At 66.2% G+C, this 22,522-nt stretch carries 17 protein-coding genes and 1 riboswitch; of the genes, 3 read left to right on the top strand and 14 right to left on the bottom strand.

Going from position 1 to position 22,522, the window contains the following annotated elements:
* Window positions 1–837 precede the first annotated feature (837 nt).
* Window positions 838–2,049 (top strand): cation:proton antiporter, encoded by a 1,212-nt coding sequence (locus tag F2P44_RS27420; protein ID WP_167091606.1) that lies wholly within the window; start codon window positions 838–840, stop codon window positions 2,047–2,049.
* A 10-nt stretch (window positions 2,050–2,059) separates the two neighbouring features.
* Here F2P44_RS27420 and F2P44_RS27415 read toward each other — a convergent pair whose 3' ends face one another.
* On the bottom strand, window positions 2,060–4,159 hold the full coding sequence (locus F2P44_RS27415) for a TonB-dependent receptor (RefSeq protein WP_229423785.1): 2,100 nt from the start codon (window positions 4,157–4,159) through the stop codon (window positions 2,060–2,062).
* Window positions 4,160–4,519: 360 nt separating this feature from the next.
* Window positions 4,520–4,732: riboswitch (cobalamin riboswitch) on the bottom strand.
* Window positions 4,733–4,832: 100 nt separating this feature from the next.
* On the opposite strand from F2P44_RS27415, the gene F2P44_RS27410 reads away from it, so the two are divergent.
* Complete coding sequence (locus tag F2P44_RS27410; protein ID WP_167091603.1) at window positions 4,833–6,254, top strand: aminotransferase-like domain-containing protein; 1,422 nt, start codon at window positions 4,833–4,835, stop codon at window positions 6,252–6,254.
* Here F2P44_RS27410 and F2P44_RS27405 read toward each other — a convergent pair.
* Window positions 6,251–6,928, bottom strand: a complete 678-nt coding sequence (locus tag F2P44_RS27405; RefSeq protein ID WP_187363442.1) for an ion channel — start codon at window positions 6,926–6,928, stop codon at window positions 6,251–6,253. The genes F2P44_RS27410 and F2P44_RS27405 overlap by 4 nt on opposite strands.
* A gap of 118 nt (window positions 6,929–7,046) precedes the next feature.
* Window positions 7,047–8,009 (bottom strand): diacylglycerol/lipid kinase family protein, encoded by a 963-nt coding sequence (locus F2P44_RS27400; protein ID WP_167091600.1) that lies wholly within the window; start codon window positions 8,007–8,009, stop codon window positions 7,047–7,049.
* 170 nt (window positions 8,010–8,179) lie between these two features.
* Here F2P44_RS27400 and F2P44_RS27395 point away from each other — a divergent pair, with 170 nt between their 5' ends.
* On the top strand, window positions 8,180–8,716 hold the full coding sequence (locus F2P44_RS27395; RefSeq protein WP_167091597.1) for a histidine phosphatase family protein: 537 nt from the start codon (window positions 8,180–8,182) through the stop codon (window positions 8,714–8,716).
* A gap of 108 nt (window positions 8,717–8,824) precedes the next feature.
* On the opposite strand, the gene F2P44_RS27390 is transcribed toward F2P44_RS27395, so the two are convergent.
* The 11 genes from F2P44_RS27390 to F2P44_RS27340 form a co-directional block, all read right to left on the bottom strand.
* Window positions 8,825–11,356: a hybrid sensor histidine kinase/response regulator gene (locus tag F2P44_RS27390; protein WP_167091594.1), complete on the bottom strand. Its 2,532-nt coding sequence runs from the start codon at window positions 11,354–11,356 to the stop codon at window positions 8,825–8,827.
* Between the two features lie 143 nt (window positions 11,357–11,499).
* Window positions 11,500–11,925 (bottom strand): 4-fold beta flower protein, encoded by a 426-nt coding sequence (locus F2P44_RS27385; protein ID WP_167091592.1) that lies wholly within the window; start codon window positions 11,923–11,925, stop codon window positions 11,500–11,502.
* Between the two features lie 91 nt (window positions 11,926–12,016).
* A complete protein-coding gene (locus F2P44_RS27380) occupies window positions 12,017–12,781 on the bottom strand; it encodes an SDR family NAD(P)-dependent oxidoreductase (RefSeq protein WP_167091590.1) in 765 nt (254 codons plus the stop codon).
* A gap of 41 nt (window positions 12,782–12,822) precedes the next feature.
* Window positions 12,823–13,446: a 2-dehydro-3-deoxy-6-phosphogalactonate aldolase gene (locus F2P44_RS27375; RefSeq protein ID WP_167091588.1), complete on the bottom strand. Its 624-nt coding sequence runs from the start codon at window positions 13,444–13,446 to the stop codon at window positions 12,823–12,825.
* 2 nt (window positions 13,447–13,448) lie between these two features.
* Window positions 13,449–14,324, bottom strand: coding sequence for a 2-dehydro-3-deoxygalactonokinase (locus F2P44_RS27370; protein ID WP_167091586.1), 876 nt, complete (start codon window positions 14,322–14,324; stop codon window positions 13,449–13,451).
* Between the two features lie 8 nt (window positions 14,325–14,332).
* A complete protein-coding gene (locus F2P44_RS27365; RefSeq protein ID WP_167091584.1) occupies window positions 14,333–16,897 on the bottom strand; it encodes a TonB-dependent receptor in 2,565 nt (854 codons plus the stop codon).
* A gap of 133 nt (window positions 16,898–17,030) precedes the next feature.
* Window positions 17,031–17,990 carry a LysR substrate-binding domain-containing protein gene (locus F2P44_RS27360; RefSeq protein WP_167091582.1) on the bottom strand — a complete coding sequence of 320 codons (960 nt, stop codon included), beginning with the start codon at window positions 17,988–17,990 and terminating at the stop codon, window positions 17,031–17,033.
* Between the two features lie 169 nt (window positions 17,991–18,159).
* Window positions 18,160–19,146, bottom strand: coding sequence for an L-arabinose ABC transporter permease AraH (gene araH / locus F2P44_RS27355; RefSeq protein ID WP_167091580.1), 987 nt, complete (start codon window positions 19,144–19,146; stop codon window positions 18,160–18,162).
* Window positions 19,143–20,666, bottom strand: coding sequence for an L-arabinose ABC transporter ATP-binding protein AraG (araG, locus tag F2P44_RS27350; RefSeq protein WP_167091578.1), 1,524 nt, complete (start codon window positions 20,664–20,666; stop codon window positions 19,143–19,145). Before araG ends, araH begins: the two co-directional genes overlap by 4 nt.
* Window positions 20,667–20,672: 6 nt before the next feature.
* Window positions 20,673–21,662, bottom strand: a complete 990-nt coding sequence (locus F2P44_RS27345; RefSeq protein ID WP_167091574.1) for a substrate-binding domain-containing protein — start codon at window positions 21,660–21,662, stop codon at window positions 20,673–20,675.
* Window positions 21,663–21,679: 17 nt separating this feature from the next.
* Complete coding sequence (locus F2P44_RS27340; protein WP_167091572.1) at window positions 21,680–22,522, bottom strand: SMP-30/gluconolactonase/LRE family protein; 843 nt, start codon at window positions 22,520–22,522, stop codon at window positions 21,680–21,682.

Below are 22,522 nucleotides of genomic sequence, written 5' to 3'. Positions count from 1 at the left end.
CATGGTGTGGGCGTTTTGATTAAGCGTTAGAAACTAAATCATGCCAGAAATGGGCGCCCACCCCCACCTTTTCGCTTGCGCTGCCAAGCAATTTTCATCCGTTCCGCTAGTTTTGCAAGAGGCTCCTATGACACTGAGTGGGCTTGCCGCAAACGCGACGCCAACTACCGCCGTGCCCCAACTCGTGGTAAAAGCGGCAGTAGCGATGGAGGCGCCAAGGCCGAATGCGGCCGCACTTTCTTTCGCAGTTCCACCAGAAACCAACTCGACTTCATTACGAGATAATTCTTGCATATGGCACCCTGTAAAGTGAACGACGGTTTATAGGAAAGCTTACTTGTTGAGAAAAGCAATGTCGGCCTGGTTCTTCATCCGCTACCGAAACACGCCGACATGTTTTTCTCAATGAATGGATATTACCTACGCAGAATTTACTTAGCTATTTGAAATTAATTTCGATGTGATAATAATCAACGCGATCAACATCAAACATTTCAAAAATTTTTGTATCTTTTTCAAGTCGCACGATGGCGTAGTCCGGATGCTTGCGCGCTACACGGCCACGACACCGGGCCTCCCGTTGCGCGACCATCCGCAGGCGTCACGGTTGACTGCTGAGGGATCAGCAACAAAAACGCATGACAACTATTCGCAGTTTCACTATCCCGGCAAGTCCATGGCCGATGCCATCCCAACATAGTTGTTGAACTTACTCAATTGTTGAGCTAGCATGGGGGCGCCCTTTTCTGAAACTTTACTACGTGATTTTCGCAGGGGCACATCAGCAGCGCGGGGGCCACACCCGCGCGCACACCACAACAAAAACGAGACACGTCCATGCACACAGCAATGAACACGACGGAGATCTTTCTCCTCGCGATGCTCCTTATTTTCTCGATTCCCTATCTCGTCTGGCGCGTCTGCAAGACCGATTACTACGCCCCGCTGGTGGTGGTGCAAATCATCACCGGCGTGCTGCTCGGACCGGGCGTGATGGGGGCAATTTATCCGGATTACTACAAATTCATCTTCAACCCGTCCGTCATCATGGCCATGAACGGCATTGCCTGGTGGGCGGTGATGATCTTCGTGATGATCGCCGGCATCGAGCTCGACCTCAAGCAAGCCTGGGCGCACCGCCGCGAAACCACCATCACCTCCAGCTTGGCGCTGGGCGTGCCGCTGGTCTTCGGCGCGGTGGTGGCGGCCGGCATGCTGGGCTACGCCGGCTGGATCGGACCCAAGGCGATGACCTGGCAGTTCGTGGTTGGGGTCGGCATGGCGTGCGCGGTCACGGCGCTGCCGATCCTGATCCTGCTGATGGAAAAGCTCGACATCCTGCGCCAGCCGATCGGCCAGCGCATCTTGCGCTACGCCAGCCTGGACGACATCGCCATCTGGGGGGTGCTGGCCCTGATCATGCTGGACTGGGACCGGGTCGGGCGCCAGCTCGGCTTCCTGCTTGCCTTCGGCATCGCCACGGTCGGCTACCGCCGCCTCATGGTCTGGCTGCAGGAACGCGACCGCTGGTACGTCGGCCTGATCTGGCTCGCCCTGTGCGGCTTCGGCGCCGACTGGGCCGGCCTGCACTTCATGGTCGGCGCCTTCCTGGCCGGCGCGGTCATGGACGCGCACTGGTTCGATCAGGAGAAAATGGACCTGATGCGCCACCACGTGCTGCTGGCGATCATGCCGGTGTACTTCCTCAGCACCGGGCTGCGCACCAACTGGGACATGGGCAGCGCCGCGGTGTTCATCGCGGCCGGCGTGCTGCTGGTGGCTTCGGTCGGCGGCAAGCTGATTGGCGCCCACATCGCGGGCCGCATCCTCAATTGGAAAAAGGGCGAAGCGGGCATTATCGGCTGGCTGCTGCAGACCAAGGCGCTGATCATGATCATCTTCGTCAACATCCTGCTCGACAAACAGATCATCACCAGCGAAACCTTCACCGCCCTGCTCCTGATGGCCATCGCCAGCACCATGCTGACGGTGCCGGTGGTCTACCCGCGCCTTCAGCGGATGAAGGAAATCATCTTCCGCACCACCTGAGCGCGCGTCGTCAGAAGGTCGTGCGCAGGCTCACGCGCACGCTGCGCGGCTCGATCGGATGCACCAGGCGTCCATCGATGCCGCCGCCGCAACTGCCATCGCGCTGTTCGGCGCGCGTGCAGGCGCCGCCCCAGTATTCGATGTCGTTGGCCTTGCGGTCCGCCAGATTGAGTACGTCCACGCTGGCCTGCCAGTGCGCGCCAAGCCGATAACCGAGCTTCAGGTTGGCGATCCAGAATGGCGTCGAACGCTCCTGGTTCGTCTCTTCCAGCGCGTAGGCGCCCAGATAACGCAGGCGCAGGCCACCGAACCACGCGCCGCCCGGGGCGTAATTGACCGCCAGCGAGGCGGTCAGCGGAATCGCATTCGGCACATGCGCGCCGCCGCTCTCGTCGACCGGCACCTTGAAGCGCGCGTGCGACCAGGCCACGTCGCCATCGATGGTCAGGCTGTGATTGGGCGTATAGGAATTGGACCATTCCAGGCCGTGGCGCTTGGATGCGCCGCGCGCTTCTGTCACCCCGGCGTCGCCGACGAACACCAGCTCCGACGCGGAACTGATCTGCCACAGCGACATGCTGCTGGTCCAGCCTTTCAGGGGCCGCGTGCGCGCTCCCAGCTCGCCGCCGGTCGAGCGGGCGAACAGCGCCAGCCGGTCGGCCGGGCTGCCGTCGGACGGATGGGTGCTCGATGTCGCGCCGCGCACGTCGTTACTGTGAAAGCCGTGACCCCAGTTGGCATACAGCTCGGTATTGGCTCGCTCGCCGAACGGCCCAAACACCACGCTCACCTTGGGACTGCTCTGGCCCGCGCTGGCCGTGCCGCCGTTGCCAAGGTTGAAGCGTCCGCCGGTGGCGCTGGTGTCGGTCGAAATCTGGTCGCGCCGCAGGCCGATCGTGCTACGCAGCCAGGGCGTCCACTGGCGGCGCGCCTCGACGAACAGGCCCGCCGCCGTCTCGCGCAGGCGGTCCTGGCGCACCGTGTTGGTACGCACCCGGTCGATGGTTTCGTACAGGCCGACGTTGTCGACGCGGTCCTGGCGCAGCTGCACGCCGGCGCTCAGTTCAACGTCACGCAGTTGCCAGTTGTGGCGCGCATCGAGGCCCCAGGTCACGCGGCTGTCGGCCTGCTCGTGCTGGTCGGCGCTGGCGCCGCTGATAAAACCGGACGGCGTGGCAAAGTAATTCAGGCCGTAGTCGACCACGTAAGCGCGCACCTTGCTGGCGCCGGCCGTGCCGCTGGCGGCCCACTCGGCGGACAGGCTGTAACGGTGGGTCACGCCGCCATCGCTGGGCGAGAGCGCGCCGAAGCGGCCGATCTCACCGTTTGAAATGGCGCGTTCCGGCACATGCTCGGTCGCGCGCCAGTCCGACTGGTAAGCCATGAGCGTGACGGCCACGCCGTTCTCGGTGCTGCCGTTCGAGGCGCGCAGCACCGCATTGCGCTTGCGCAGATTGGCCGGTTGGTCCCACGGCCCGTCATTGCCGGCAAACTCGAACGCGCCCAGCACATCCATTCCGCCCAGCTGCGCGCTGCCTGCGGCCAGCACGCGCCGGTAGCGGTGCTCGCCCAGGCTGACATCGACCAGCGGCGCCTTGAGCGTGCGCTGGTACTCGATGCGCGCCGAGCCGGTGCTGGAAAAATCCCCATCGTCGGCCGCGTAAACGCCTTTGCGGTACTGGATATGCGAAATCAGCTCCGGCATCAGGAAATTGAGGTCCATATAGCCCTGGCCGTGCGCGTGGCTGGCCACGTTGACCGGCATGCCCAGCACACTGGTCGCGAAATCGCTGCCGTGGTCGAGGTTATAGCCACGCAAAAAATACTGGTTCGCCTTGCCGTCGCCGGAATGCTGGGTGACGATCACCCCGGGCACGGTTTCCAGCAGCTCCGCCGTGCGCAGCAAGGGGCGCACGGCCAGCTGGCGCAGGCTGACCGTGCCCTCGGTGGCCGAATCGGCGACGCCCGGCGGGGCCGCCCGGTTGCCCGACACCAGCACCTCCTGCATCACCGGAGCATCCGGCATGGCCGGTGCCTCGGCCGCGAACGCCAGCCGGACGGCCGTGACCGACGTCGCCAGCAGACATGTTTGAAACTTTAATTTACGCATGCGATTACTTTCTTGAATCCATAGAAGATCAAGGCACATCGCGAGGAAAAATCACGCCAACTTGCACTTCGACAAAAATCTCCCCACCGGGGTCTGACCTCTGACTCGAAACATTTTGCGCACGGCGATGCAAAACCCGGGCATCGCCCAAATTTTGTTGATTAAAATGCCGTCACGCACGTGCTTAATTGGGGACTGGCCCAGTCAAGCAACTAATTTCTAATCAGAGGTCAGACCCCGGTTGGGCGTTGGCTTGTGGGCGCGCAGGGGCGCATGGCCGGGGCGCCAGGCGGCCGGCCGTCACAAGGCAATGCATCGATGTCGACTGCAAATGGACAAAACCACTCCCCGGGTTTTGCACCAGTACTTAACGCCATGGCCGGTCTTCTGGCTCGCCGTCATCCTCGGCTGTCCTTGCCTTCCCATGCGGTGCACAGTGGCGTTTGAACAGCGTCGTCAGGCCTACAGCAGCGGGGGCTGCGCCGGATTGTCAGAGAGGGCTTCTCTTGTCACCGGCTTCCCGTTTCACACTCCGGCAGAAAAGCGGAGCGCACCTTGGCGTATGTTGTCCATTTTACCTCGACCGGCGTGCCGCTGGGAACGCCAGGCGCGGAAATATGATTTAAGATGCAGCACTTGTTCCACCTCGCCCCCGCCTGGCCCTGGCCGCACCATGAAACTTTATGAAGCGCTCGCGCGCGATATCTCCGAATCGATCCTCAACGGCGTGCTGCAGCCGGGCGACCGCCTGCCGTCGGTGCGCAAGACCAGCGCCAGCCGCGGGGTGAGCCCGGCTACCGTGTTCGAGGCCTATTACACGCTCGAAGCCCAGGGCCTGGTGCGCTCGCGCGAGCGCTCCGGTTATTTCGTCAGCGTCGGCGCCGCGCGCCTGCCGCCGGAACCGGATACGGCCTCGCGTCCGGCCGAAGATGCACTGCCGATCGCCATGAGCGAACGCGTGTTCGACCTGCTGGAGACGACCATGCGGCGCGATGTGGTGCCGTTCGGTTCGGCCTTTCCCAGCCCGCTGCTGTTCCCGCTGGCGCGCCTGGCGCGCATGATGAGCACCAGCGTGCAGCAGCTCGACCCGTGGGCCAGCGTCGACGATCTCACCCCGGGCAACGCGCGCCTGCGGCGCCAGATTTCGCTGCGCTACCTGATCGACGGGATGACCGTGCCGGCCGACGAGATCATCGTCACCAACGGCGCGCTGGAAGCATTGAGCCTGTGCCTGATGGCGGTGGCGCGCCCCGGCGACGCGGTGCTGATCGAGTCGCCCGCCTTTTACGGCGCGCTGCAGGCGATCGAGCGCCAGGGCCTGGAGGCGATCGCGGTGCCGACCCACCCGCGCGACGGCATGGACCTGGGCGCGGCCGAACGCGCGCTCGAACGGCACCGCCCCAAGGCGTGCTGGCTGATGACGAACTTCCAGAATCCCCTCGGCAGCCTGATGCCCGACGAGAAAAAGCGCGACCTGGTGCGCCTGCTGGCGCGCTACCAGGTGCCGCTGATCGAGGACGATGTCTTCGGCGAGCTGTATTTCAGCGGCAAGCGCCCGCTGCCGGCCAAGGCCTTCGATACCGAGGGCCTGGTGATGCACTGTTCGTCATTCTCGAAATGCCTGGCGCCCGGCTACCGGGTCGGCTGGGTGGCGGCCGGACGCTACACGCGACAGCTGGCGCGCCAGAAGCTGGCCAGCACCCTGACCACCTGCGCGCCAGCCCAGGGCGCGCTCGCGCTGTACCTGGAAAAAGGCGGCTACGACCGCCATCTGCGCCTGCTGCGCCACACGCTCGCTTCGCAGCAGGCGGTATTCATGGACGCCGTGCGGCGCCACTTCCCGCACGGCACGCGCGTGACGCGCCCCAAGGGCGGCTATCTGCTATGGCTGGAACTGCCGGGCGGGGTCGATGCGCTGGCGGTGCACGCGGCCGCGCTGGCCGTGGGCATCAGCGTCGCGCCAGGACCGATCTTTTCGCCGCAGCCGGGGTTTGAAAACTGCCTGCGCCTCAATTACGGCCATGCCTGGGACGCGCGCGCCGAGGCGGCACTGGCCACCATCGGGCGCATCGTGCAGGCACAGATGGCGCGCTAGCCGCGTCCATCCTTGGTCTGCTGCAGGGTGAAGCCGATCAGGCGCGACACCACCGCCGCCAGGTAAATCAGGCCGACGAACATCTCGACGCTGGCCAGCGCGCGCGCGTGCGCCGTGAGCGGAATCACATCGCCGATGCCGGTGCTCGATAGCAGCGCGAAGCTGAGGTAATTGAGTTCGGTCCAGGTGCGCGCGTCGGCCGCGTTGACGGCGGCGGCGTAAGTCCCGGGATGCATGGCTTGCACCAGCACGAACAGATGCGTGAAGCCCCAGGCGATCAGGGTGAAGGTGGCACCGGCGGCGAACAGTTCGTCGGTGGTGGCAAGGCGGTCTTCCATCATGTAGGCGATCAGGCTGGCCGCGGCGTAGAAGTAGAACAGCGCTTCGAGCGCGGACGACCATGGCAGCAGGCCGCCGCGCCCGGACATCATCTGCAGCACCAGCAGCACGATGATGGGCAGGGCGATGGCGGCGCTGATCCAGGCGTGGCCGGGCGTGCGCCGCACCATGCGCGTGGTGAAGCCGAGCACCACGATGCCGAAGGCGTTGAACACCACCAGCCCGCTCGGCGTCGATTCGATGAACGGATACAGCAGCATGCCGAGCAACTGTACCATCAGCAGGATGGCGGACGGGTGGCGGTGGGTGCTGCGCATCAGGCTGAAAGCGTTCATGGTCGAAAGAAGTCGTACGGAAAGACGGCATTGTAGACCAGTCAATACGCGCGCTGTCCACCACGTGCACGGAATCGCTGCAAAGCAACAGGTGCGCGGCGACCGCGCGGTCCGACGTTCAGGAAGCGAGCGCCAGCGGCTCCTGTTCCGGCGCCGTGGCCGCCGGCACGGGCTTGAGCAGCATCAGTTGCCCTTCCAGTACGCGAAACACCAGCGGCGCCTGCAGATGCGTCACCTCGCCGTCGATGGCGACCTTGATCCGGCGCCGTCCGGCCAGCCCGCGCTGCCTGACCGTCATGCTGGTCAGGCCGAAGGCGTGCAGATTGGGCGCGTCGCCCAGGCGCCCGAGCGCACCTCGCAGCAGCAGGGCCAGCATGCCCAGCTTGCCGACCGGCTGGGGCGCCAGCGCCGCCAGCTTGCCATCCTCGATGCGCTCGGCCAGCGGCCCGATGCCGACCTGCTCCATCTGCAAACGGTTATTCCCGACGAACAGGGTGGAGGTGCGCAGGGTGCGCGTCTTGCCGTTGAGCTCGACGGTGATGTGCAAATGCCGGTAGGCACCGAGCACCGTCTTGAGCGCCGACAGCAGCGCCACCAGCCGGCTGCGTCCGTACTGTTTCTTGTCGATCTCGCGCTCTTCGAGCAGCCTGGGATACAGGCCGATGCTGGCGTTGACCAGGAACACGCGCTCGTTGACCAGTCCCACCTGCACCGGCTCCACGCGCGCCTGCAAGAGCGCTTGCACGGCCCCGGCCAAGTCTTCCGGTATCTGGTGGGTGCGGCCGAAATAGTTGAAGGTGCCCTGCGGTAGCACGCCGAACTGGCATCCGCTCTCCACCGCCGCGCGCGCCACCGTGTTGATGGTGCCGTCGCCGCCGGCGGCGACCAGCACGCCATCGCTGGCGCGCGCCTGTCCGGCCATGCGCCGCGCAATGCCGCCGAGCTCGCCAGCCTGGTCGACCACGGCGAGCTCGAACGGGCGCCCGGCGGCACTGAGCACGTCTTCGATGGTTGTACGCTGGAGTTCGGTTTCCGCGTGGCCGGAGCCGGCGTTGAGAATGATGAAAAGCGGTCCGGGCATGGCGAGGCTGACGTGGTGTTAAATAATGCTACACTTTATCACCAGCGTAGAAATTGCGTTTTCAATACGACAGCACCCGTGCGGCACGAGGCGAACCCATCTTAGCATCTGACAACAGCGCGCCATCCCCGGGGAACCCGACCATCACACTCATGCGGCATGGAAAACCATTGCTGACCGATCGCGGATGGGTGGCACTGGCCGGCATGCCCGCCTGGATCGCCGCTTACGATGCGGCCGGGGTCGTCGACCAGGCCATTCCACAAGCGAGCATCGCCTCCGCCGACGCGGCCGCCACGATCGTGTCCAGCACACTGCCGCGGGCGCTGGCGTCGGTCAGGGCGCTCGGCCATACACCCGCCCTTGCCGACGCCTTGTTTCGCGAAGCGGCGCTGCCCACGCTGTCGATGCCGCCCGTATGGAGCCGCTGTGCGCGCTTGCCGCCCGCCTGCTGGGCCGTGCTGTTGCGGCTGATGTGGATGGCCGGTTACGCCAATGGCGCCGAGAGCAGGCAAGCAACGCGCCTGCGTGCACGCCAGGGGGCTGCGCGCCTGACGCTGCTGGCGCGCTCCGGACCGGTGCTGCTGGTGGCGCACGGCATCATCAACCGCATGATCGCCGCCGAGCTGCGCCGCAGTGGCTGGACCACCGAACAGCGGGCGCGGCATGCCTGCTGGAGCACCAACACCTTCACCCTTGCTGCATAGCCGGCATCGAGACACGCCTGCGCCCGGCCATGAACGCGCCTGCCGCTGCCCGCGGGGGCGCCCGGTCCGCCGGCAAGGCGCCAACGCCGCGTGGCGGCATGGCCGCCATCAGCCTTCGATCCGCTCGCCAAGCGGCGAACTGCAGCTTGCGCCTGCATGCGGCTTGATGCGGGCCAGCACACCGATCAGCTCGGCTGTATTGGCCGGCTTGACGAAATAATGGTCGAAACCTGCCTGCACCGCGCTGGCCTTGTCGTATTTATTGCCGTAGCCAGTCACGGCGATCAGGGTGGCGGCGCGCGCATGCGTGCTGGCGCGCAGGCGGCGCGCCAGTTCGTTGCCGTCCATGCCGGGCAAGCCGATGTCGAGCAGGCAGGCGTCCGGCCCGAAGCTGCCCGCGCTTTCCAGCGCGCGGAGCGGGTCGTGCTCGACCATGACGACGTGGCCGGCCGATTCCAGCACCATGGCCATGGCGTTCGCGGCATCCTTGTTGTCGTCGACCAGCATCAGGCGCAAGCCCGCGCCGGCGTGCTGGCCAGTCCCGCGCCCGGCGCCGCCCGCGCCGGGCGGCGCCGCGTGCTGTTGCAGGTATACGGAAAAGGTCGCGCCCTCCCCCGCTCCCGGGCTGGCCGCCGTCACGTGGCCGCCGTGCAGCGATACCAGGCTGCGCACCAGCGCCAGCCCCAGGCCCAGCCCGCCCTGGGAACGGTCGGAGGAACGTTTTTCTTGGGTGAACAGGTCGAAGATGTGCGGCATCAGCATGGCATCGAGGCCGATGCCGTTGTCGCGCACGTGCAGCTCGACCGTGTCGGCATGATGGCTGATCTCGAGGCTGATGCGGCCACCCGGCTGCGTGTACTTGGCCGCATTGTGCAGCAGGTTGGTCAGCACCTGCACCAGGCGCTTGCGGTCGCCCCACACCGCCACCTCGCCCTCGGCCGGCACGTCGAGGCTGAGCACGTGGCCGCGTTCGCTAATGAGCGGCTGGGTCTGCTCGACCGATTCCAGCACCACCTGGTGCAGGTCGATCAGTTGCCTGTCGAGCACCACCAGCCCGGTATTGACGCGCGAAACATCGAGCAGGTCATTGATCAGGCTAGTCATATGGTTGACCTGGCGTTCGATGATGACGCTCGACGTTTTCACGCGCGAGGCGTTCTCTGGCGCCATCGCCAGCAAGTGCGCGGCCGAGCGGATTGGCGCCAGCGGATTGCGCAGCTCGTGCGACAGCATGGCCAGGAATTCATCCTTGTGGCGCCCCGCCTCGCGCAACGATTCCTCGGCGCGCTTGCGGGCGCTGACATCGATCGATACGCCGCGTATGCAGTGCGCATCGCCAGCCTGGTCCGCCACCACGGTGCCGTACACCTGCAGCCAGACCGTCTGGCCATTGTCGGGCCGGCGCAGGCGCACCACTTCGCCGTAGCTGCCATGCGATTGGAGCGCGTCGCGGCGCCCTAGTTCCATCCTGCGCAGGTCGTCGGGATCGAGATAATCCCAGACATGGCGCATGTCGGTCCAGTTGGCGCCGAACAGTTCCGGCGCGTTGTCGGAAAAGACCACCTCGTTGCTGGCCAGGTCCCAGTCCCACACCACCATGCGCGCCACTTTCATGCCTTCTTTCAGGCGCAGTTCGCTGCGCTGCAGCGCCTGGCGGGCCATGGTGCGGTCGGTCACATCGAAGCCCTGCACGAAAATCCCGCTCACGCTGCCGTTTTCCATGATCGGCTGGTACACGAAGTCGATGTAGGCATGGACCGGCGCGCTGTCGGGCGTCACGCGCAGTTCGATGCGCAGGTCGCCCGCCTTGTATGGCTTGCCGCTGGCGTACACCGCATCGAGCAGCTCGAAAAACCCCTGGCCGACGATGTCGGGCAGCGCCTCGCGCACGCTCTTGCCGATCAGCGCGCGTTCACCCACCAGGCGCAGGTAGGCCGAGTTGGCAAATTCAAAGACATGCTGCGGCCCGCGCAGGATGCACATGAAGCCGTGCGCCTGCTCGAACAGCGAGCGCAGGCGCGTGGTTTCGGCTTCGCGCTGCTCGCGCAGGGCTTGTTCGGCGCGCAAGCGCTGCCCGGTCTGGATGCCTTCGAGCCGCTGCGCATGCTCGCGCTGGGCGATCTGTTCGGTCAGGGCCAGGTTCATGCGTTCCAGCGCCGCCTTGGCATTGTGCTGGGCCGTCACGTCGTTGCACACCACCAGCACGCCGTGCACGCCGTCGTGGTCTTCGATCGGGCTGTAACCGTAAGTCCACCAGACATCCTCGCGCTTGCCGTGGCGCGTGACCGGCACCAGCTGGTCTTCGTGCCAGGTGCTGCCGCCGCCGGCCATGACCGTCTCGATCTGCGGGCCGATGATGGGCCAGATTTCTTCCCAGCAGTCGCGCCCGCGCTGGCCCAGCGCGCCCGGATGGCGCTCCGGACCCATGGTCAGGCGGTAGGCATCGTTATAGAACTGCACCAGTTCGCCGCCCCACCAGAGGAACATGGGATGGCGGGAGGTGAGGATCAGGCGGATCGTGCTCTTGAGCAGCGTTGGCCAGTGTTCGGGCGGGCCAAGCGGTGTCGTGCCCCACTCCCTGGCGCGCATCAGGGCGCCGAGTTCTCCGCCGTTGGAGAGAAAGTCAAATGTCAGACGCATCCAGTGCCCGGGTTATTGTCGTCGATGATGAAGGCATGCGGCCGGCCAAGCGCTGGCGCATGCGTGATCGCGATCGTATCATCATGCTCGGGTAAGCGACGTACCGTTTGTCTAGCGTCGGCGTGCTGCAACACCGGGCGCCGTCAGCCCGGAAGCTCGTTCAGCGCGGCGCGCGCTGCGGGCTGCGGTGTCTCCAGCGCGGCCAGGGTGGCGCTGGCGTCGATGTAGCCCGGCAAGCCATGCGGCGACCAGCCGCCGGCGGGCCGGCGCACCGGCCGCGCGCGCAGGGTCGGCACAGTCGGGCGCTTGCCGAACACCGGTTCTGGCGGCGGCGGCAACAGCGCCGGAAAGTCGTGCGCCATGCCCCTGGCGCCCGCCAGGAAGCCGAGGCGTTGGTTGTCGACATCGTACAACACCCCATCCTCGAACCAGCCGATATGCTCGCCCCTGAGTGAAAACGCGCTCAGGCCGAACACCAAGCCGGCCGGCTCGCCACCGAGGGTGCGCAAGCAGAATTCATCCAGGATGGCGGCCGCCCTGCCCGCCTCGTCATATAGCCAAGTAAGCAAAAATCACCCCCTCAACGCGCTTTATGGTTTCCTCCCTCGATTTTAACTTGCAACATTCACAACTTGGCGCACCGTTGAAACGTGGGCCGCGTCACGTCCAGCCGGCATCGACGACGAATTCCTGGGCCGTCACCATGCGGCTATCGTGCGCGCCTAAAAACAGCGCCATGCTGGCCACGTCCTGGCCGACGATGCGTCCCGGCAGGCACTGGTTTTCATCCATGGCGCGCTCGCCGGCCGGGTCGACCCATTTGTCGAGCTGGCGCGGGGTCATGACCCAGCCCGGCGTGAGCGTGTTGACGCGAATGCCGCTCTTGCCGAATTCGCGCGCCAGGCTGCGCGTGAGGCCGTTCACGGCCGACTTGGCCGAGGCGTACACCGGGTAGCCGGCCACCTTGTTCTTCCAGCCGGTCGAGCCGAGGTTGATGATGGCACCGCCGCCGCGCCGCTGCATGCCTTCCATCACCGCCTGGGCCGCGAAGAACGCCACCTTGAGGTTGATCGCGATCTTGGCGTCGAAGTACTCCGGACTGACCTGCAAAAAATCGTGGCGCTCGTCGTTGGCGGTATTGTTGACCAGCACATCGAAGTCGCCCAGTTGCCCGGCCGCCGCCTTCACGCTGGCGCGCAGCGCATCGATGTCGGACAGGTCGCAGCCGATGAAGTACGGGGTGTGCGGCACCGTGCCGGCCAGGCCGTCGACCAGCTCGGTGGACGAGGCGAGGTCGCGGTCGGCAAAGGCCACGCGCGCGCCCTGGCGCGCAAAGGCGGCCACGATATCGGCCCCGATGCCCGAACCGCCGCCGGTCACGAAGACGGCTTTGCCGGCCAGGCTCGGGTAATTCGCAAATTCCATGGTGTTTCCTTGTTCTCGTTGTGGAGGTGTGGTCCGGGCGGCTAGCCGGCCTGGGTGGCGCGCCAGGCGGCGACAAATGCGTCCGCACGCACGCCCAGCTGGTCCGGCGTGACGCCGGGCGTGTACAAGGCGCCGCCGATGCCGAAACCGGTGGCCCCGGCCGCGACCCAGGCTGCCATGGTGTCGGGCGAGACGCCGCCGACCGGCCACAGCGGCGTGCCTGGCGGCAGCACCGTCTTGAACGCTGTCAGGCCGGCATAACCGACCATCTCAGCCGGGAAGATCTTGAGCGCATGGGCACCGGCGCCGAGCGCGTCGAACGCTTCGCTTGGGGTTGCCACGCCGGGCGCGCACAGCATGCCCAGGGCGGCGGCGCGCGCGATCACTTGGGTGTTGCAGTTCGGCGCGACCAGCATGCGCCCGCCGGCCGCATGCACCGCGTCCACATCGGCCACGCTGAGCATGGTGCCGCCGCCGACGATGGACCCGGCCGGCGCCATGCGCGCGAGCAGCGCGATCGATTCCAGCGCGCCGGGGCGGTTGAGGGGCACTTCAAGCAGGCGAAAGCCGGCCCCGAACAGGGCCGCGCCGGCCGCCTCGGCGTCAGGCGCTTGCAGGCCGCGCAAGATGGCGACCAGTGGTGGCGTGAATTGGGTCAGGTCCATGCTCAGAGTCTTTCAAAAAAGTGGGCCAGCGCGGCCAGGTAGACCTCGTCCGGATCGTGGGCGCGCGCCGGCATGCCGTAATGCGCGGCCGCGCTCTCGTAGCGGGCACTGAGCGCGGGCGAGGCGATGATGTCGATGGCGCTGTCGGCGTGGCCCTGCGCCGCCACGAACTCGGTGCCGATCAGCAGGCCGCTGACGAAGGAGCGCGCCTGCGCCGCCGCCATGGACTTCGAGACCACACGCGCGCGCACCCCGAACAGCGCGTTCGATAGCGGCCGCGCGCGCCGCGCTTCCTGCAGGCCGGCGGCAAAGGCGCTGTCGTCATCGGGGCCGTCGGCCATCAGTGTGGACAGGGTGCCGCCAGCTGCCAGCATCGAAAACAGTTCGCCGGTCATGTAGGTGACCAGCTGGTCGATGCGCCCGCCGCGCAGGTAGACCCACTTGCTGTGGGTTCCCGGCAGCACCACCCAGCCGTCGCCCAGCCCGCGCCCGACGGCGCCGAGCAGTTGCGTCTCTTCGCCGCGCATCACGTCCACCGCGCCGTCGCGGGTACAGTAGCCGGGCACGATGAAGCAGCCGGGGTGGCCCGCCACGCTCGCCAGGTGGGCTGGCAGCGCGGTCAGCGGCACGCTGGTATCCAGATACGCTACTTCCTGCCAGCCGCTGGCCGAACCGACCATGCCGGACATGACGACCGGGATGCCGGGGTCGACGCCCATGCTGGCGCGCAGCGCCGCCAGCGCGCCGGCAAAGTCGCCGCCGACGGCCAGCATGCCCTGGTCGTCGGCATGGTGCGCGAGACATTTGCCATCGCGTCCGACCAGGTAGGCGCGGCGGTTACTGGTTCCCCAGTCGATGCCAAGTAATTGCGTGTGCATGGTTCCTCTCATAATTTGAACGACAAGCCCAGGTTGAAACGCCGTCCGAACTCGGTGACTTCCTGCTCGTACGGATTGTTGGCGCTGGTGTAGACGACTTTTTGGTTGGTCTGGTTATCGACACCGAAACGCAGCTGAAGTGTCGGCGTGAGGTGCTTGGCGAACGATAGCGCGACGTAGGTTTCCGCGTCGTTTTCGACCAGTTGGCCCGCGCCCCAGGTCGGGTTGCGCACAAACGCGCTGTGGTAGTTGGCGGACGTGCGTGCTTGGTAGCCGGCTTGTTCGTACCAGACGGTCAGGCCGCCGTTGTGCCGCATCAGCCCTTCGATCGGGAACGGTTTGCCGGCCGGGATATTTTCGTGGACGTTACTGGCAGTGTAGGCGTAGTTGCTGGAGACGCCAAGGCGGTTGGCGAACGATTGCTGGTACACCAGCTCGACCCCGCGAATATTGCCGCCCTTGCCGTTGAGCGAGCGCGTCACCAGCGCACTGCGCCCGTCCAGCGTGGCCTGGTCGCTGGTGATGCCGATGTAGCGGCTGATCTCCTTGTAGAACAGGCCCGCCGACAGCAGCGCCCCTTTGTCGAAATACCACTGGTACGCCAGGTCGATCTGGTCGGCCAGCATGGGCTCCAACTGCGGATTGCCGGCGCTGCCGGTGAGCGGCTGGGCGGGATTGGCGTCCACGTTCAGGTTGCGCGAGGCACGCATTTCGTCGAGCGGCGCGCGCGACATGGCACGCGCGACGCTCAGACGCAGCTGGCGTTCCTGCTGGTCGTCCATGTTGAAAATCAGGTTCACGCTGGGCAGCACTTCGGTGTACGAGGTGCCCTCGCTGACCGCCGTCGGCGCGCCGCCGTTGAGCGCCTGCATGCCTTCGCCGGTCTGTTTGGTGTGGACCACGCGCACGCCGGCGTTGCCGCGAAAGGTCTTGCCGAACAGCGTGCCATCGAGGTCGGCCTGGCCGTACAGCGAGGCGCCGCGCTCGCGCACCGTCCAGCCCGACAGCAGGTCGTTCTGGCTGCGCGGGCAGCCCGCCGCGTCGAAAGCGCCCGGGCCGAAAGCGGCAGCCGTGCTGGCGCCGAAGTCGCGCAGCGCGATATAGGGCGCCATGCCGGCCACGTTGACGGTTTCGTAGTCGGCGTCGGGAATCGCCGCCAGCGGCGCGACCTCCCAGGTGGTCTGGCCGTACGATTTTTCGCGGTGGGTGGCGCGCGCGCCGAACTTGAGGCGGTTGACGGGACCGACGTCGATATCGCGCGCCGCGTTCAGGTGCAGCGCGCCCAGTTCATCCTTGAGGTGGCCGTCGGTATCGATATGCATGGTCGGCCCCCAGAAGCCGGCGGGGTTGCCGCTGTCCTGGCCGAGCGAGAAGTCTTGCCGCTCATTGCCGGTGAAGGACCAGCTGATGGTGCCCGTGCCACGGCTGAACTGGCGCAGGTCGCGCCACTGGCTGGCGCGCTGCGCGCGCGAGGTGGACAGGTCCGCTTCGAGCTTCCACGCGCCGGCCGTGGTTTTGCCGTTCACGCCCAGCGCCAGGGTGCGGGTATCCTGCACCCATAGCGAGTCGTGGTTGCTCAAGCCCACATCGGCCACGCTGGCGCCGGCCACGTAGCCGTCGCGGATATCCAGCTTGCTGTAGCGCGTCTTCTGGGCGTTGTCCCAGTTGCCGATGTCGCCGCTCCAGTGCTGCAAGCCCGGTTCGCGAATCTTGGCCAGCGCGTAGTAGGCGTCGGCGCTGAGCAGGCTCTCGCCATTTTTCCATTCGGCTTTCCCGAGGACGCTGGAGCGCTCGTCGGTGCCGCGCAAGACCTTGTCCTGGAAGCCCCACGGCGTTTTGTCGGCCTTGCCGTCGCCATCCAGGTCGCCCGAATGCGTTTCGTTGAAGCCCCAGTGATCCTTGTTCTTTTGCAGCGACGGCTGGTCCTGGTAGCTGAACGCGAGCGCCACGCCGAGCGACTTGCCGAAGAACTGGTCAAGGTAGATGCCACCGACGCGCGGCGCGGTTTTTTTCGCGCCCGGGATATCGCGCCCCAGCGCGTAGTACAGCGCATCGGCGCGCAGCCAAGCCTGGCGGCCGCTGTATTTGAGCGGCTGCACGGTTTTCAGGTCGATCGTGGTGGCCACGCCGCCTTCCACCAGTTCGGCCGACTGGGTCTTGTAGACAGTGGCGCCGCTGAGCGACTCCGATGGAAACTGCTCGAAACGCACCGAGCGATCCGGCTCCGAGGTGGCCAGTTCGCGTCCGTTCAGGGTGGCGCCGATGAAGCGCGGTCCCAGGCCGCGCGCCACCACCTGGCTGGCGTTTCCACGGTCCATGCCGGACGACAGGCCGGGCAAGCGCGCGAGCGATTCGGCGATGGTGGTGTCGGGCAGCTTGCCGATGTCTTCGGAGGCGATCACTTCGACCATGCTGTCCGACGCTTCCTTGACCGCCAGCGCATTGCGCACCGAGCAACGGATGCCGGACACGCTCACTTGCTGCACCTGGTCCGCTTGGGCGTGGGCGTCCGCCGCGGCGAGCGGCAAGGCGAACAGGCTCGCGATCAGCCAACTGAGCTTCTTCTGTTTCATACGGGTCTCCTGGATTGTAGGGTCCTGCCATGCACAGTTCGCTTTGCTGTCCGCGACTCCGGGTCATGGTCAGGATCGTACGGACTCCAGGGATATGATTCCAATTGCTTATTTACAAAAAAGCATGCTCAAATCATATGGCTTGAGAAGGGGGATAGCGCAGGGCCGCCACTTCGCGCATCGTGGCCAGCATGCTCTCGGCGCCGGGCGACAGCTGGTGATGGCGGCGCGTGATGATGCCGTACATGTCCATGCGGATGTTCAGGTCGAACGGCAGCACGGTCAGCAGGCCCGTTTGCAGGTAGGGCTGGGCCAGTTCCAGCGGCAGCGCCACCACCATGTCGCTGCCGGTCAGCAGGTGCGCGATCACGGGCAGGGCCAGCGTTTCGACCGTTTCGGCTGGCGGTTCGAGGCCGCGCGCGAGGAACAAGGCGGTCAGGCGGTCGCGCAGGATGCTGCCGTTGGGCGGCAAGATCCAGCCCTGGCGCGCCAGTTCGTCGAGCGTGAGGTTGCTGCGCTCGGCCAGCGGATGGCCGGCGCGCACGATCAGGCTGTGGGGTTCGTCGGTGACCGGTTCGAAATGCAGTTCGGCGGCGGCGCCGGTGTCGAGAATGCGGCCGATCACCAGATCGAGTTCGCCGGCGCGCAGGCGCCGCACCAGGATCTTGCTGGTATCGACGCTGATCGAGACGTGCACGCGCGCGTGGCGCGACTTGAGCAGGTTGACCGCCTCGGGCACCAGGCTGGTGGACGGCGTGAGCACGGTGCCGACGTCGACCCGGCCGCGCAGGCCGGACAGCAGTTCCATCACTTCCTGGTGGGCGGCGTCCATCTCGGCCAGGGCGGCGCCGGCGCGGCGGATCAGCACCTGGCCGTACCAGGTGGGCGCCACGCCGCGCGGCAGGCGCTCGAACAGCTGCACGCCAAGGGCGTGTTCGAGTTCGCCGAGCAGCTTGGAGGCGGCAGGCTGGGTCAGGTTCGCGGCCTGCGCGGCGTGCATGATGGAGCCGTGCCGGCCCAGTTCGACCAGCAGCACCAGGTGGCGGGTCTTGAGATGCGAACGGACAAAGCGGTCGGAGCGTGGATCGGACATGGATGGCTGTCGGGAATCAGGGAGGTCGATGATATATGCTCACTAGCCAAAACGTCAACACATATGACATCGGACGTTCCGATCACTATCTGTCGTTCCCGCGCAGGGCTAGACGCGGGAACGACGAGAAAGTGGCGGGAACGACGTGCAGGTGGTGGCGGAAACGAACTTAGGTCCGGCGCTCTCCCCGCGCTTTCAACTGATCGAGCAGCACCGCGGCCAGCAAAATCGACCCGCGCACCAGATACTGGTAAAACGAATCGACGTTCAGCAGATTCATGACGTTCTCCACGGTCCCCATGATCAAGACCCCGATCAGCACACCGAAGATGCGCGCCTTGCCGCCCTGGAGCGACACGCCACCGAGCACGCACGCCGAAATCACATCCAGTTCGAAGCCCTGCGCCGCATTCGGCTGGCCGCTGGTAATGCGCGACGCCAGGATCAGGCCCGCCAGCGCGGTCACCAGCCCTTGCAGCAGAAAGATCCACACGCGTAGCTTCTCGACCTTGACGCCAGCCAGGCGCGCCGCTTCCGGATTGCCGCCGATGGCCAGCGTATTGCGTCCAAAAACCGTATGATTGAGCAGCACGCCGAAAATCAGGAAGCAGGCGCCGGCCACCAGCACCGGCAGCGGCAGCCCGAACACCTGGGCGTCGCCAAACGCGATAAAGGCGTCGGAATTGATGCCTACCGCCTGCCCTTGCGAGGCGATGAAGGCCAGCCCGCGCACCATCAGCATGGTGGCCAGGGTGGCGATCAGCGCGTTGACGCGCAGGTAGGCAATCAGCACGCCGTTGCCGGCGCCGATCAGCGCACCCGCGCCCAGGCCGGCGCCCACCGCCAGCGTGACGCTGCCGGTGCGTTCCAGGACCATGGCCCCGAGCACGCCAGCAAAGGCGATGGTGGAGCCGACCGACAGGTCGAAGTCGCGCGAGGCCAGGCACAGCATCATGGTGCAGGCGACCATGCCGATCTGCGCCACCGACAGCATCAGCCCGACCACGTTGGCGACCGAGAAAAAGTTATCGACCGTGGCCGCCAGCACGGCGAACAGCACCGCATACGCCAGCGGCATGCTGTATTCGATCAGGAGCGCGCGCTGGCGGCCTGCCGGCGCGGGGACGCCGGTGTGGGTGAGTGGGATGGTGCTCATGCGGTTCTCCGGGAGGTGATATCAGCGTTGTCGCTGTCGTTATTGGTATCGGGCAGCGCCAGGCGCAGCACCGCTTGTTCGTCGGCGTCGGCACGCGCCAGCTGGCCGACGATGCGGCCGCCGCGCATGACCGCCACGCGGTCGGAAATGCCCAGCACTTCGGGCAGTTCGCTCGACACCACGATCACGCAGCAGCCGCGCGCGGCCACTTCGTGGATGATGCGGTAAATGTCGTTCTTGGCACCCACGTCGATGCCGCGCGTCGGTTCATCGAGCACCAGCACTTTCAGGCCCGGTTCGGCCAGCCAGCGCGCCAGGATCACTTTCTGCTGGTTGCCGCCCGAGAGCAGGCGGATTTCCTGCTCGCGGCTGGGGGTCTTGATGCGCAGGCGGGCGATGAATTCATCGGCCAGCGCCGCCTCGCGCGCATGGCGCAGGAACACGCCGCCCAGCAGCGCGTGGCGGCGGCAGCTGATGTTGATGTTCTCGGCCACCGAGGACTGGGCCAGGATGCCCTGCTCCTTGCGGTCTTCGGGACAGAGGACGATGCCGGCGCTAATAGCCGCCGACGGCCCGCCCATGGCGACCTGCGCGCCGTCGAGGACCACGGTGCCGGGAGCGCGCTTGTCGGCGCCATACATCTGGCGCATCAATTCGCTGCGGCCGGCGCCCACCAGGCCGAAGAAGCCCAGCACTTCACCGGCGCGCACCGAAAAATCGCAGCCGTCGGCCATGCCGCACACCGTCAGGCGCTCGGCACCCAGCTCGCGCTCGCGGTAGTCGTAGATGTCGCTCAGCTCACGCCCGACCATGTCGCTGATCAAACGGTCGCGCGGCACGTCGGCCATCACCGGATGGGTGGCGACCTTGCGCCCGTCCCGGAAGATGGTGCAGGCGTCGCACAGCGCATACAGTTCTTCCAGCCGGTGCGAGATGTAGATCAGCGTGCGGCCTTCGGCGCGCAGGTCGCGCACCAGGCGAAACAGGATTTCCGTTTCGCGGTGCGACAGGCTGCTGGTCGGTTCGTCGAACGCAATGACCTGGGCGTCCTGCATCACGGCCTTGCAGATCTCGACCATCTGGCGCTGCGCGATCGACAGGTCGGCCAGGCGCGCGTTCGGGTCGAGGTCCACGCCGATCTTGGCAAAACGCTCGGACACCAGCTTGTTGGCGGCGCCCTTGTCGAGAAAGCCCATGCGGGTCGGCATGCGGCCCAGCAGGACGTTCTCGGCGACCGTCAACTCGGGAACGTACTGCAGTTCCTGGTGGATGATCGACACGCCCGCCGCGATGGCGTCGCTGGCCGACCCGAAGCGCACTTCGCGCCCGTCCAGCAGCAGGCGCCCGCCGTCCGGGCGGTACTGCCCGCCCAGGATCTTGAGCAGGGTCGACTTGCCGGCGCCGTTCTCGCCCAGCAGGCCATGCACGGTCCCGGCATGGGCCTCGAAGCTGACGCCCCCGAGCGCAATCACGCCGGGGAAGTGCTTGGAGACCTGGTCAAACTGGAGGTAAGCGGACATCGTGGATCACTGCTCCATTTCGGCGTGTACCTTGGCGGCATTGGCACGTGTCATCAGCGTGCCGGCGGTGAGCGTTTCCGCAGCCGCCGCCTTGTTGGTGGCGATCCAGTCGTACAGATTGGCGGCGGTTTCATAGCCATGGCGTTTCGGGCTGATCATCACGGTGCCGAAGAAACCGGTCGGCTGCGGCTTGGCGAATTCGTTCAGCGCCGTCTTGCTGCCGCCGATGCCGATGCCGATCATGGCGTCGCCGCGCATGCCGCGTCCTTCGGCCGCGCGCACGGCGCCGAGCACCGCTTCATCGTTCAGGCCCACCGCCACCCAGCGCTTGAAGCGCTGCTGCTTGGTGTAGGCGATGTTGGCGGCGTTGAAGGCCGATTCGGTATCGGTCTTCGATTGCGCCGCATCGACCACATTCGCCGCCGGCACGCCGGCCGCTTTGAGCGTATCGACCGCGCCCATGGTGCGCTCGCGCGCCGTCGGCAGCTGGTCGTACGACACGCGCAGGATGCCGACTTCGGCCAGGTTCCAGCCGCGCGCCTTGATTTCGGCGGCCAGTCCGGCACCGGCCTGCTTGCCGATTTCGTAGCCCGAAATGCCCATGTGCGGCACCGATGCCAGCGGTTTGCCGGCGCCATCGAGCAGGCGGTCGTCGACCGAGATGACTTTCATGTTATTGCGCGTGGCGGCGCGTTCGACCGCCTTGCCCAGCTTGACGTCCGGCGCGCAGATGACGAAACCTTGCGCTTTTTGCGCGGCCAGGTTGTCGATCGCGGCAATCATTTTTTCGCCATTCGGGATGCCGATCTTGATCAGCGTGAAGCCCTTGTCCTTGGCGGCTTGCTCGGCGAAGCGCCATTCATCCTGGAACCATGGTTCCTCGGCCTGCTTGACCAGGAAGCCGATCTTGACCGGATCGGCCGCCTGGGCGGCGCCGAAAGCGCATGCCACGACAGCGGCTGCGGCCAGTCTTGCGAGAGTAGGGAAGGTTTTCATGGTGGTCTCCTGTTGAATTATTGTGATGGATGATCGTCGAATGGACTGTCTGGCTGGCCCGCGACGCCGGGTACAGACACGGTAAACAAACCGCCCTCGCCTACCGCGGCGAGCTGCGTAAGACCAGCACCGCCAAAAGCGATGCTGCTGCAATCGAGCGCAATGCGCCGTACTACTTTGCCGCCGGGCGCGTACTGGACCAACTGGCCCGACTGGGCGTTCCACAGGCAGCCGGCGGCGTCCAGCGCCGCGCCGCGCGGGGTGGCGCCGGCATCGAGCTGCGCGAACACCCTGACGGCGCCCACGCGGCCACGCTCGGCGTCGTAGTCGCAGTCGAGCAGTTGGCTGCCACGCGCGTCGGCGAAGAACATGCGCTTGCCGTCGGCACTGAAGCAGATCGCGCTCGCCTCGGCCACGACCGGCAACGCCAGCCGGCGCAAGCCGTGCTTGCTTGACAACTGATAGAAACTGCCGATCGCGCGCCCATCCTTGGCCACGTTGCGGGTACCGAACACCAGGAAGCCGCGGCGGTCGGTGCAGCCGTCGCTGATCGCGGTGCGCGGCTCGGCGGCGTCCACCGCCACCAGCGGCTGCACACGCAACTGGCGCGCTCTGGCGTCGCGGCCCGGCTCGGAAAAGCCGAGGCGCTTGCTCAGGCCGAGCAGCACGCGCCCGGACGCGCAGTGCGCCAGCAGGCCGGCGGCATCGGGCAGGCGGCAGGCCAGCGGCGCCGGGTCCCGCTCGGCGACGGCGTGCACCGCGTGCGCGCCGTCGCCCGCCCACCACCAGCGGTGGCTGCGCGCGTCCCAGCGCAGGCAGCGCCCGGGGTGCTGCGATAAACGTAAAGATGGCGCCGTCAT

Source organism: Massilia frigida, from assembly GCF_011682175.1.
Lineage (GTDB): Bacteria > Pseudomonadota > Gammaproteobacteria > Burkholderiales > Burkholderiaceae_D > Telluria_A > Telluria_A frigida.
The sequence above is the reverse complement of the archived record's forward strand: the minus strand, read 5'-3'. Positions and strand labels throughout refer to the sequence as shown.